Raw genomic sequence first — 12,111 nt, 5'->3', positions numbered from 1 at the left:
GCGCCGACACCGGCCCGCGCAGGGCCGAGACCCTCGCGACCCGACGCGGCCCCACCGTCACGGGCCCGCGCGAGGCCGGGCAGCGCCGGCTGCGGCGCAGAGCCGACCCCGCCGCCGACCGCGTCGGCCCGTTCGCCACCGTCGGGATCCACCGCCGCCCCGACCGGGGCCGGGGCCCGGCCGTCGGACAGCCGTGCGCCCCCGGCAGCCTCTGCCCCCTCCTCCCCCGGTTCCCTGCCCGTGACCGGCCGGGCAGGCGAAGCCGACGGCCGGCCCGGCCCCCGACCGGGCCGGGGCCCGCCCAGGTGCACCCTCCGGTCGGCGACGGCGAGCAGCGCGGGCCGGTGGACGACCAGCACCACGGTCCGGCCCGCGGCCAGCCGCCGTACGGCCGCCACCACGGCGGCCTCGGTCTCGCCGTCGAGCGCCGCCGTCGGCTCGTCGAGCAGCAGGACCGGCCGGTCGGCGAGGAACGCCCGGGCCAGCGCGATCCGTTGACGCTGCCCGGCGGACAGCCCTCCGCCGTCCTCGCCGAGGCGAGTGTCAGTGCCCTGCGGCAGCATGGAGACGAAGCCGAGCGCTCCGGCCGCCCGCAGTGCGTCCTGCACCTGTGCGTCCGAGGCGTCGGGCCGGGCCAGTCGTACGTTCTCGGCGACCGTCCCGGCGAAGAGATGGGGCCGTTGCGGAAGCCAGGCCACCTGGCTCCGCCAGCTTTCGGGGGAGAGCGATGAGAGTTCCGCACCGCCCACCAGCACCCGCCCGGCGCTGGGCCGTTCGAGGCCCAGCAGGGCCCGCAGCAGGGTCGACTTGCCGGCGCCGCTGGCGCCGGTCACCGCGACCGTCTCGCCCGGCCGCACCTCGAACGAGGTCTCGGCCAGGGAGGGTTGCGGCCGGTCCGCGTGCCGGACCACGAGGCGTTCGACGGTCAGCGCCGCGGTCCGGGCGTCCGGGGCCGGGAGGGTGCCGGCCGGGGCGGGCTCGCTCTCCAGCACGGCGAAGACCTGGTCCGCCGCCGCCAGGCCCTCCGCCGCCGCGTGGTACTGCGCGCCCACCTGGCGCAGCGGAAGGTACGCCTCGGGCGCCAGGACGAGCACCATCAGGCCGGTGTACAGGTCGAGTTCGCCGTGCACGAGCCGCATGCCCACGCCGACGGCGACGAGCGCCACCGACAGGGTGGACAGCAGCTCCAGGGCGAAGGAGGAGAGGAAGGCCAGGCGCAGCGTCCGCAGCGTGGCCCGCCGGTAGTCGGCGGTGATGGCGCGGATCGACTCGGCCTGTGCCTTGGCACGGCCGAAGACCTTGAGCGTGGGCAGTCCGGTGACGACGTCGAGGAAGTGCCCGGAGAGGCGGGACAGCAGCCGCCACTGCCGGTCCATCCGGGACTGGGTGGCCCAGCCGATGAGGGCCATGAAGAGGGGGATGAGGGGCAGCGTGAGGACGATGACGAGCGCCGACAGCCAGTCGGCGGTGACGATGCGGGCCAGGACGGCCACAGGCACCACGACCGCGAGACCGAGCTGGGGGAGGTAGCGGGCGAAGTAGTCGTCCAGGGCGTCGATGCCACGGGTGGCGAGGGTGGCCAGCTCGCCGCTGTTGCGCCCGGCCGGGTCGAGCCGGGCGGCCCGCTCCAGCAGCCGGTTCCGCAGCGTCGACTTGACCGCCGCGCTCGCACGGTGGGCGGCCAGCTCGGTGAGCCAGGACACCACGGCCCGGCCCAGGGCGACGGCGGCCAGCAGCGCGAGCGGTGCGGTGAGGTCGCCGGCCGTGCGCCCGTGCCGGAAGGCCCCGGTGACGACGTCGGCGATCAGCATCGCCTGCGCGATGACGAGGCCGGCCCCCGCCAGCCCGAGCGCGACGGAGGCGACGAGGAAGAGGCGGGTCGCGGAGGCGTACCTCAGCAGGCGGGGGTCGACGGGCTTCATGGCGTGGGCACCTCAGTGGGCGGCCGGGATGTGCTGGGTGCCGATCCGCTTGCGGAACACCCAGTAGGTCCAGGATTGGTAGCCGATGATCAGCGGGGTCGCGAAGCCGGCGACCCACGTCATGATGCCCAGCGTGTACGGGCTGGAGGCGGCGCTGGTGACGGTCAGGTTCCAGGCCGGGTCGGACGAGGAGGGCAGCACGTCGGGGAAGAGCGCGAGGAAGACGGTGGCGAAGGCGGCGGCGACGGTCACGCCGGAGAGGGCGAACGACCAGCCCTCCCGGCCCGCGCGGTTCAGGGCCAGGGCGGCGAGCAGGGCGAGGACGGCCACGACCGTGGCGGGCAGGCTGCGCCCGTTGCCGTACGCGGCCTGCGACCAGGCCAGGAAGGCCACGGCGAGCGCCGCGGCGGCCAGGCCGTAGCGGGCGGCGTGGGCGCGGGCCCGGTGGCGGATGTCGCCGGTGGTCTTCAGCGCGGCGAAGACGGCGCCGTGGAAGGTGAAGAGGACGAGCGTGAAGAGGCCGCCCAGCAGGGCGTAGGGGCTCATCAGGTCGAGCACGTCACCGCTGTAGTTCTTGTCCGGCCCGATCGGGACCCCGCGCAGGACGTTGGCGAACACGGCTCCCCACAGGAAGGCGGGCAGCAGCGAGCACCAGAAGATGGCGTTCTCCCAGTTGCGCTGCCAGCGCTCCCCGGGGCGCTTGTGGCGGTACTCGAAGGCGACGCCGCGGACGATGAGGCAGACGAGGACGGCCAGCAGCGGCAGGTAGAAGCCGCTGAAGAGCGTGGCGTACCAGTCGGGGAAGGCGGCGAAGGTCGCTCCGGCGGCGGTGATCAGCCAGACCTCGTTGCCGTCCCAGACGGGGCCGATGGTGTTGATCAGCACCCGCCGCTCGGTGCGGTCCCGGGCGAGCGTCTTGGTCAGGACACCGATGCCGAAGTCGAACCCTTCGAGGAAGAAGTAGCCCGTCCACAGGACGGCGATCAGCAGGAACCAGAAGTCGTGGAGGTGCATGGTCGGTTCTCCGTTCCCCGCCCGGTCAGTACGCGAACGTCATCGGCTTGTCGGCGTCCTCGGCGGCTCCGGCCGCGCCGGCCCCGCCGGACGGGAACCGCAGCCGGGGGTCCTTCGCCGGGGGCTTCTCGTCGGTGTCCGGGCCTGCCTTGGCGTACTTCACGAGCAGCTTGACCTCGACGACGGCCAGCACCGCGTACAGCGCGGTGAAGACGGCCATGGAGGTGAGGACCTCGCCCTGGCCCACGCCCGGCGAGACCGCGTCGCCGGTCTTCATCAGCCCGTAGACGGCCCAGGGCTGGCGGCCCATCTCGGTGAAGATCCAGCCGAAGGAGTTGGCGATCAGCGGGAAGCCCATGGTGAGGATGCCGATGCGCCAGGACCACATGGTGAGGAACGGGCCCATCTCGCGGGTCCGGGTCAGCATGAGCCGGGGTATCTCGCCCTCGGCGGCCCGGTACTCGGGGGCCAGCCAGAGCTTCCTGCGCGTGGTCCACAGCCCGATCAGGGCAGCCACGAAGGACGTCATCCCGAAGCCGATCATGAGGCGGAAGCCCCAGAAGGTCATGAAGATGCTGGGGATGTAGTCCTCCGGCTCGCCGCCGTAGGCGGCCGCCTCGCGGGCGGCGATGTCGTTGATGCCGGGGACGGCGTCGGAGAAGTTGTTGTGGGCGAGGAAGGAGAGCACGCCGGGTATCTCGATCTCGACGCTGTTGTGGCCCTTGCCGACGTCGCCGACCGCGAAGACCGAGAACGGCGCCGGCGACTGCGTCTCCCACAGCGCCTCGGCGGCGGCCATCTTCATCGGCTGCTGCTCGAACATCACCTTGCCGAGCTCGTCACCGCTGACCGCCGTGCCGAGGCCGGCGATCACCGCGACGACCAGGCCCACCCGCAGCGAGGTCAGCATCGCCGGTATCTGCCTGCGCTGCTTCTCGCCGAGCTCCTCGCCCCTGAGCTGCTTGCGCCTGGCCCGCCACAGGTGGAAGGAGGCGATGCCCACGACGAAGGCGCCGCCGGTGAGGAACGCCGCGGTGAGGGTGTGCAGGACGACGACCAGGGTGGTGTTCTGCGTCAGCACGGCCCAGATGTCGGTGAGCTGCGCCTTGCCCGTCGCCTTGTCGACCGTGTAGCCGACCGGGTGCTGCATCCAGGAGTTCGCGGCCAGGATGAAGTACGACGACAGGACGGTGCCGACGGCCACGATCCAGATGCAGGCACAGTGGATCTTCTTGGGCAGCTTGTCCCAGCCGAAGATCCACAGGCCGATGAAGGTGGACTCGAAGAAGAAGGCCAGCAGCGCCTCCATCGCGAGCGGCGCCCCGAACACATCGCCGACGAAGCGCGAGTAGTCCGACCAGTTCATGCCGAACTGGAACTCCTGCACGAGGCCGGTGACCACGCCCATCGCGATGTTGATGAGGAAGAGCTTTCCCCAGAACTTCGTGGCGTGGAAGTACTTCTCCTTGTCCGTGCGGACCCAGGCCGTCTGCAGACCGGCCGTGATCGCGGCAAGGCTGATCGTCAGTGGGACGAAGAGAAAGTGGTAGACGGTCGTGATCCCGAACTGCCAGCGCGCCAGTGTCTCCGGAGCCAAAGCCAGATTCACTCGGTCCCTCCCTTGCCTCTTGCGACCACCGACGCAGCACGTCGGTGCTTTTGCCCTTGTATGACCCAGGTAAAGAGGGACATAAAGGCGGGCTTGTGAACGCGTTCACATTCACAAGCAATTATGACGCACCCTCTTTTCGGGCAATCGAGGGGGGTACCCCTTCGGCCCGGGCCGGACGGCCCTGCCGGACACGACGGACGCCGTGCCCCCGTCCGGGGGACACGGCGTCCGGTCACACGGGGCGGCAGTGCGCCGCCGCGGCTACAGCTTCGCGCGGAACTCCTCCGCCGCCCGCAGGAAGAGGTCGTTCGCCTCGGTCTCGCCGATCGTCACCCGCACGCCCTCCGGGAACGGCCGTACGACCACGCCCGCCTGCTCGCACAGGGCCGCGAAGTCCACCGAGCGCTCCCCCAGCGGCAGCCAGACGAAGTTGGCGTGCGACTCCGGGAGCGTCCAGCCCTGCGCGGTCAGCGCGGCGACCACCCGGGTCCGCTCCGCCACCAGCGCGTCCACCCGCTCGCGCAGCGCCTCCTCGCTGCGCAGCGAGGCCACCGCCGCGTCCTGGGCCACCTGGCTCACGCCGAAGGGCACGGCCGTCTTGCGCAGCGCCGCCGCGACCGGCTCGTGCGCGACCGCGAAGCCCACCCGGAGCCCGGCGAGCCCGTACGCCTTGGAGAACGTGCGCAGCACGCAGACGTTCGGCCGGTCGCGGTAGAGGTCGATGCCGTCGGGGACGTTCTCGTCCCGGATGAATTCGAGGTACGCCTCGTCCAGCACCACGAGCACGTCGGAGGGGACGCGGTCCAGGAAGGACTCCAGCTCGGCACGGCGTACGACCGTACCGGTGGGGTTGTTGGGGTTGCAGACGAAGATCAGCCGGGTCCGCTCGGTGATCGCGGCGAGCATCGCCTCCAGATCGTGCACAGCGCCCTCGGTCAGCGGCACCTGCACCGGGACGGCGCCCGCCACCCGGGTGATGATCGGGTACGCCTCGAAGGAGCGCCAGGCGAAGATCACCTCGTCGCCGGGGCCGGCCGTCGCCTGGACCAGCTGCTGGGCGACGCCGACCGAGCCGGTGCCGGTGGCCAGGTGCGACAGCGGCACGTCGAAGCGCTCGGCCAGCTCCGCCATCAGCCCGGTGCAGGCCATGTCGGGGTAGCGGTTGAGCGAGGACGCCGCGGAGAGGGCGCTCTCCAGGACCCCGGGCAGCGGCGGGTAGGGGTTCTCGTTGGAGGACAGCTTGAAGGCGACCGGCCCACCGGCGGCCGCCGGCTTCCCCGGCTTGTAGGTCGGCACGGCGTCCAGTGCCGCACGCAGCTTGGGGTTCTTTTCGGTCACCGCGGGTCCTCCTCCACCACTGACATGAATACCGCACACCTTATGAGCAGGCCCCCGGGCGGCGTCCAGAACTTTCGGAGCGCTCCCCCTGCTGCTGCGCGCCGTGGCGAGCGCCGTGGCGCGCGTCCCCCGTGAAGGTGAGTTGAGACCTCTTCGAGACCTGGACCATTCCTCCGGCATGGATATGCCACGACCCGACCATCCGGCGCGGAACCGCCCAACGCCCTTCATTTCCAAGGTCATTGGCGTGTTCAAGCGCCGCAGAAACGTGTCTGTCAACAGTCAAATAGGTCGCCCTGCCAAAGGACCACCCGAGCCCTACTATCGGCTCGCCATGACAGCAGCAGGGAAGCATCACGTGAGCCGGGCGGAACCGTCCCGCAGGGGCAGCCGGCAGGGGCGGGCGGGCATCCGGGACGTGGCCGCCGCCGCCGGAGTTTCGATCACCACCGTCTCCGACGCGCTCAACGGCAAGGGCCGGCTACCGGACGCGACCCGCCGCCATGTCCGCGAGGTCGCCGACAGACTGGGCTACCGCCCGTCCGCCGCGGCCCGCACCCTCCGTACGGGAAAGTCCGGCCTCATCGGCCTGACCGTGACCACCTACGGGGATGAACCTTTCACCTTCACCGAGTTCGCCTACTTCGCCGAGATGGCCAGGGCCGCCACCTCCGCCGCACTCGCCCGCGGCTACGCCCTCGTCATCCTTCCGGCGACCTCCCGGCACGACGTGTGGTCCAACGTCGCCCTCGACGGCACGGTCGTCGTGGACCCCTCCGACCACGACCCCGTCGTCTCCGACCTGGTCCGGCAGGGCATCCCCGTGGTCTCCGACGGCCGCCCCGCGGGCTCGCTCCCGGTGACCGCCTGGGTCGACAACGACCACGAGGCCGCGGTGCTGGGCATCCTCGACCACCTCGCCGCCGCCGGCGCCCGCCGGATCGGCCTGCTCACCGGCACCACCACCGACACCTACACCCGGCTGTCCACCACCGCCTACCTGCAGTGGTGCGAGCGCGTCGGCCAGGACCCGGTCTACGAGGCGTACCCCGCCCACGACCCCTGCGCGGGCGCCGTCGCCGCCGACCGGCTGCTCGCCCGCCCGGACCGGCCGGACGCGGTGTACGGGCTGTTCGACCCCAACGGCACCGACCTGCTCGCCGCGGCCCGCCGCTACGGTCTGCGCGTACCGGACGACCTGCTGCTCGTGTGCTGCAGCGAGTCCACGGTCTACGCCACGACCGAGCCGCCCATCACCACGCTGTCGCTCAAGCCCCGGCGCATCGGCACCGCGGTCGTCCAGCTCCTCATCGACGCCATCGAGGGACTGGACAGCGGCCGCCCGGTGGAGCAGGTCATACCCACCGAACTGATCGTCCGGACCTCCTCCGAACGACGCCCCCCGCGCACCACCGTCAGTCCACCGCGCGGACCCGCCCCGGACTGAACCGGTACGCCCCGGTCCCGTACGGCCCGGCTCCCTACAGGCCGGTTCCGTACAGCCCGGTTCACTACGACCCGGTCCCGTCCGACCTGATCCGGTCCGACCCGGTCCGAGGGGCACGACCGACGCCCCCGCCCCGTCCCCATCCGGCCCGCACGCCGACCCGCGTCAACCCGGAGTGGACCCGCGTCCGGCGCACGAGGAAGCGGGGCCCCGAACACCCGGAGCCGCCCGGAGCCCGCCTGACCGGCGCGAACGGCTCGCGTAACGGCTCATTTGGGGAGAAAAGACCGGCGATCCCGGTCTCCCGCATCGATTCACAGCCCCTGGTGCGTCACAACCTGCGACGGTCATTCCTATGATGGGCGCACGACACCACGGACCGCCGTCGACCAGGCAAGGTCCACAAGGTGCACGGCGGCGCGATGGTGGAGGGGTCGATGACTCAGGGGGCCGGTCAGGGACCTGCGGCACGGACCGCGGCGGCGATGCCGCCCTTCCCCGGATACGCCGCGCCAGCGCCCGTGCCCGGCTACGCCCAGACCGCCCCGCTCCCGCCGGCCGCCCCGGAGTACCAGGAGTACCCCGAGGGGTACACCCCCACCGCCCGCGACCTGCCGGTGATCGCCCGCAGCACCCCGCCGCAGGACGTGCCCACCGTCGAGCTGACCCCCCTCGCCGCGCCCCAGCACGAGCCGCTGCCCACCGGCCCCGGCCCGCTGTACGTCGTGGGCGACGTCCACGGCTACCTGGACGAGCTGTACGAGGCGCTCGCCGCCCAGGGGCTCATCGACGCGCAGGGCCACTGGGCCGCGGGCAACGCCCGGCTGTGGTTCCTCGGCGACTTCACCGACCGTGGCCCGGACGGCGTCGGCGTGATCGACCTCGTCATGCGGCTGTCCGCCGAGGCCGCCGCCGCCGGCGGCTACTGCAAGGCGCTCATGGGCAACCACGAGCTGCTGCTGATCGGCGCCAAGCGGTTCGCCGACACGCCGGTCAACTCCGGCGCCGGCACCGCCTCCTTCCAGGCCGCGTGGCTGCTCAACGGCGGCCAGCGCACCGACATGGAGCGCCTGGAGGATCACCACCTGCAGTGGATGTCGCGCCTCGACGCGATCGCCCACGAGGACGGGCACCTGCTCGTGCACTCCGACACGACCGCCTACCTGGAGTACGGCGACTCCATCGCAGCCGTGAACGACGCCGTCACCGAGGCGCTGCAGCGCAACGACCCCGACGAGTGCTGGGACCTCTTCCGCAAGTTCACCAAGCGCTTCGCCTTCCGCGACGAGGAGGCGGGCCCCCTGGCCGTGCGGGAGCTGCTGCAGACCTACGGCGGCAGCCGCATCGTCCACGGGCACAGCCCCATCCCCTACCTCCTGGGCGAGGTCGGCGCCGAGGACCCCGACGACGAGGACGGCGGCGCCCCGGTCGTGGACGGTCCGCATCTGTACGCCGACGGGCTGGCGCTCGCCATGGACGGCGGCGTCACCATGGCCGGAAAGCTGCTGGTCGTACAACTTCCGCTGGCCGGCTGAGGGTTCAGCGGTACGGTCCACGGGCAGATGACGAGTTCCACCGCCGCGGGGTAATTCGGGAAACACACTGTCACCCCGCGCCGGTGCGGCTCTACCATCGGCTTATCCGTAGCAGGCTCTCCTCCGTTTCCGCCCACTGCCGGGACAAGCCGGCAACAAGGGCCCTACGGAGCATCGGGGGATGCACATGAACAGCGCTCCGCACCTGCTGGCCGAGGACCGCCCGGAATTCGAGCGGGTACTCGACCGGGCGTTGCGTTCAGCGGACCGGGACCCGGAGATCAGCGCACTGGCCGCCGCGATAGGACAGCGGCTCAATACCGAACAACTGCGCACGATGGCCCTCAGCGCCACCGCCGCCATCTCCGCGTGCGCGGCGCCGGAATACGAGGACTTCGTCAGCGCGCGCGAGGAGCTGCGCGCCCGTTCGGCCGCCGCCCGGCCCCAGCCGGTCGGCCGCGCCGTCACGCACGCCGCCCCGCCCGGCGACGAGGACCCGGGCACCGGCGCGGACCCCGTCGCCCCGCCCGGCGACGACCCGGGCGCCGGCGCCGGTGCGGTCCTCGCCGTCCTCGCCCCCGTGCTGGCGGGGATCGCCGCGTTCCTCTTCCTCCTCATCGGCTACGTCATGCGGACGGTCGGTTCCAACGAGGCCGTGGCCGACCAAATGATCAAGGTGGGCTGGTGGTTCGGCGGCTTCACCGTCGCCGGCGTGCTCATCGCCATGTCCGGCATGCTGCGCACCGCCCTGCGCAACGGCCGCCGGCCGGAGGACGGCCTGCCGGCGGACCGGCTCACCGAGGAGGCCGAGCAGGCCCGGGAGGCGTGGCGGCAGGCCCTGCTGGACCGCGGCATCATGCCGTTCCTCCGGGAGGCTCTGGCCAACGCACCGGCCGGAAGCCGTCCGTCATCCGTGCGCCGCCAGGCGCCCGGCTCCGGCCGCACGCCCCCTCTCGGCTATTCGCGCCCCGGCTTCTCCAGCCCCGACGACGGCCCGTCGCCGTCCACCCGCGCGGGCTTCACCAGCCCGGATTTCAGCAGTCCGGACTTCGGCGGCCCGGATCACCGACCCGAATAGGCCGGTGATCCGGGCCGCCACCCGTGGCCGCGTTCCGCGGTCGTCGTTCTCCGGTGACCGGGCGCTCAGTCCGCGATCGGCAGATATACGCGATTGCCCGCCGCAGCGAACTCCTTGGACTTCTGCGCCATTCCGGCGGCCGGATCCACGGCTTCCACCGAAAGATCGCCGCCGTGCTCCCGGCGAATGTCCTGGGAGATCTTCATCGAACAGAACTTGGGGCCGCACATCGAGCAGAAGTGCGCCGTCTTCGCCGGCTCGGCCGGAAGCGTCTCGTCGTGGAAGGCGCGGGCCGTCTCCGGGTCGAGCGCCAGATTGAACTGGTCCTCCCAGCGGAATTCGAAACGCGCGTCCGAGAGGGCGTCGTCCCACTCCTGGGCGCCCGGGTGGCCCTTGGCCAGATCCGCCGCATGCGCGGCGATCTTGTACGTGATGACGCCGGTCTTCACGTCGTCGCGGTCCGGCAGGCCCAGGTGCTCCTTCGGCGTGACGTAGCAGAGCATCGCGGTGCCCCACCAGGCGATCATCGCGGCGCCGATCCCGGACGTGATGTGGTCGTACGCCGGTGCGACGTCCGTGGTGAGGGGGCCGAGCGTGTAGAACGGCGCCTCGTCGCAGATCTCCTGCTGGAGGTCGATATTCTCCTTGATCTTGTGCATCGGGACGTGGCCCGGACCCTCGATCATGGTCTGCACGTCGTGCCGCTTGGCGATCCGGTTGAGCTCGCCGAGGGTCTTCAGCTCGGCGAACTGGGCCTCGTCGTTCGCATCCGCGATCGAACCGGGCCGCAGCCCGTCGCCGAGGGAGTACGTCACGTCGTACGCCGCGAGGATCTCGCAGAGCTCCTCGAAGTTCTCGTAGAGGAACGACTCCTTGTGGTGCGCCAGGCACCACGCGGCCATGATCGAACCGCCGCGGGAGACGATGCCGGTCTTCCGGCGGGCGGTCAGCGGGACGTAGCGCAGCAGCACGCCCGCGTGGACGGTCATGTAGTCGACGCCCTGCTCGGCCTGCTCGATAACCGTGTCCTTGTAGATCTCCCAGGTCAGCTCCTCGGCCTTGCCGTCGACCTTCTCCAGCGCCTGGTACAGCGGGACGGTGCCGATGGGGACGGGGGAGTTGCGCAGCACCCACTCGCGGGTGGTGTGGATGTTGCGGCCGGTGGAGAGGTCCATGACCGTGTCGGCGCCCCAGCGCGTCGCCCACGTCATCTTCTCCACCTCCTCCTCGATGGAGGAGGTGACGGCGGAGTTGCCGATGTTGGCGTTGACCTTGACCAGGAACTTCTTGCCGATGATCATCGGCTCGATCTCCGGGTGGTTCACGTTGGCCGGGAGCACGGCGCGGCCGGCCGCGATCTCCTCCCGGACGGTCTCCGGCGAGACGTTCTCGCGGAGGGCCACGTACTCCATCTCCGCGGTGACCTCCCCGCGGCGGGCGTACGCGAGCTGGGTCACCGCGGCGCCGGCACGGCCCCTGCGCGGCTGGCGCGGGCGGCCGGGGAAGACCGCGTCGAGGTTCTTCAGCCCGCCGCGGGGCGAGGTGTGCTTGATGCCGTCGTCCTCCGGGCGCATGGGCCGCCCGGCGTACTCCTCGGTGTCGCCGCGAGCGATGATCCAGTTCTCCCGCAGCGGGTGGAGGCCGCGTCGGACGTCCGTCTCGACGGCCGGATCGGTGTACGGGCCGGAGGTGTCGTACAGCTGTACGTCCTGCCCGTTGGTCAGGTGGACCCGCCGCACCGGAACCCTGAGGTCCGGCCGCGAGCCGGTCACGTAGTCCTTGTGCCAGCCGATCTCCCGGCCGGTTTCGGACGTGCGTGCATCCTGCGAGGTCATCAGACCAGTCTCCCTACGCCGGCATTACCCGGTAACAGGTTCGGCGGTCGACGCAGCGGCTTCCGTACGTGCTTCCCGTACGGAGGTCAGCGCCCTCTCAGCCCGGTGCTCCGAGCTCCCGCGATTGCAAAGGTGACACCACGCTAGCGCCTTCGGCTGCGGAGCTGCCAGGGGGGCTTGCGATGATCGGGGCGTGACCCCCACCGAACAGACCACCCACGCCCCCCACGGCCCCACCCCCTCCCACGGGCACAGTCACGGGCACGGCCATGGGCACGGCCACGGCCCCGCGACGCCCGTGTCCGCGCACCTCCGCAAGGTGATCGCGGC

8 protein-coding genes are annotated in these 12,111 nt (G+C 71.6%); 3 read left to right on the top strand and 5 right to left on the bottom strand.

Annotation, left to right across the window (positions count from 1 at the left end; genetic code table 11):
* The 4 genes from cydD to hisC form a co-directional block, all read right to left on the bottom strand.
* On the bottom strand, positions 1 to 1,922 hold a 1,922-nt coding region (gene cydD / locus LE181_RS17725; RefSeq protein WP_225662267.1), incomplete at its 3' end, for a thiol reductant ABC exporter subunit CydD.
* Positions 1,923 to 1,934: 12 nt separating this feature from the next.
* Positions 1,935 to 2,936, bottom strand: a complete 1,002-nt coding sequence (gene cydB / locus LE181_RS17720; RefSeq protein WP_225662266.1) for a cytochrome d ubiquinol oxidase subunit II — start codon at positions 2,934 to 2,936, stop codon at positions 1,935 to 1,937.
* Positions 2,937 to 2,961: 25 nt separating this feature from the next.
* Complete coding sequence (locus LE181_RS17715) at positions 2,962 to 4,545, bottom strand: cytochrome ubiquinol oxidase subunit I (protein WP_225662265.1); 1,584 nt, start codon at positions 4,543 to 4,545, stop codon at positions 2,962 to 2,964.
* Between the two features lie 264 nt (positions 4,546 to 4,809).
* Positions 4,810 to 5,886: a histidinol-phosphate transaminase gene (hisC, locus tag LE181_RS17710; RefSeq protein ID WP_225662264.1), complete on the bottom strand. Its 1,077-nt coding sequence runs from the start codon at positions 5,884 to 5,886 to the stop codon at positions 4,810 to 4,812.
* 334 nt (positions 5,887 to 6,220) lie between these two features.
* On the opposite strand from hisC, the gene LE181_RS17705 reads away from it, so the two are divergent.
* The 3 genes from LE181_RS17705 to LE181_RS17695 all read left to right on the top strand — a co-directional run bounded on the left by LE181_RS17705 (position 6,221) and on the right by LE181_RS17695 (position 9,946).
* Positions 6,221 to 7,333, top strand: a complete 1,113-nt coding sequence (locus LE181_RS17705; RefSeq protein WP_190108114.1) for a LacI family DNA-binding transcriptional regulator — start codon at positions 6,221 to 6,223, stop codon at positions 7,331 to 7,333.
* Between the two features lie 422 nt (positions 7,334 to 7,755).
* Positions 7,756 to 8,868, top strand: coding sequence for a metallophosphoesterase family protein (locus LE181_RS17700; RefSeq protein ID WP_225662263.1), 1,113 nt, complete (start codon positions 7,756 to 7,758; stop codon positions 8,866 to 8,868).
* A gap of 181 nt (positions 8,869 to 9,049) precedes the next feature.
* Positions 9,050 to 9,946 (top strand): serine/threonine-protein kinase, encoded by an 897-nt coding sequence (locus LE181_RS17695; protein WP_225662262.1) that lies wholly within the window; start codon positions 9,050 to 9,052, stop codon positions 9,944 to 9,946.
* Positions 9,947 to 10,011: 65 nt separating this feature from the next.
* On the opposite strand, the gene thiC is transcribed toward LE181_RS17695, so the two are convergent.
* Positions 10,012 to 11,781 carry a phosphomethylpyrimidine synthase ThiC gene (gene thiC, locus LE181_RS17690; RefSeq protein WP_225662261.1) on the bottom strand — a complete coding sequence of 590 codons (1,770 nt, stop codon included), beginning with the start codon at positions 11,779 to 11,781 and terminating at the stop codon, positions 10,012 to 10,014.
* Positions 11,782 to 12,111 lie beyond the last annotated feature (330 nt).

The organism is Streptomyces sichuanensis (genome assembly GCF_020328095.1).
Lineage (GTDB): Bacteria > Actinomycetota > Actinomycetes > Streptomycetales > Streptomycetaceae > Streptomyces > Streptomyces cinnamoneus.
The sequence above is the reverse complement of the archived record's forward strand: the minus strand, read 5'-3'. Positions and strand labels throughout refer to the sequence as shown.